Consider the following 237-nt stretch of genomic DNA (forward strand, 5'->3'; position numbering starts at 1 on the left):
GCGAGCTGGGTTCAGAACGTCGTGAGACAGTTCGGTCCCTATCCGTCGCGGGCGTAGGAAATTTGAGAGGACCTGTCCTTAGTACGAGAGGACCGGGATGGACATACCGCTGGTGTACTAGTTGTTCCGCCAGGAGCACCGCTGGGTAGCTATGTATGGACGAGATAAACGCTGAAAGCATCTAAGTGTGAAACTCGCCTCGAGATGAGATTTCCCATTTCCTTCGGGAAAGTAAGA

Annotated in this window: 1 rRNA gene; it reads left to right on the top strand. The window is 52.7% G+C overall.

The annotated features are described in order from the left end of the window. Positions 1-237 (top strand): 23S ribosomal RNA (locus tag H5S41_RS00525); the annotation flags it as partial.

Source organism: Limosilactobacillus albertensis (assembly GCF_014145555.1).
In the GTDB taxonomy this organism is placed as follows: Bacteria; Bacillota; Bacilli; order Lactobacillales; family Lactobacillaceae; genus Limosilactobacillus; species Limosilactobacillus albertensis.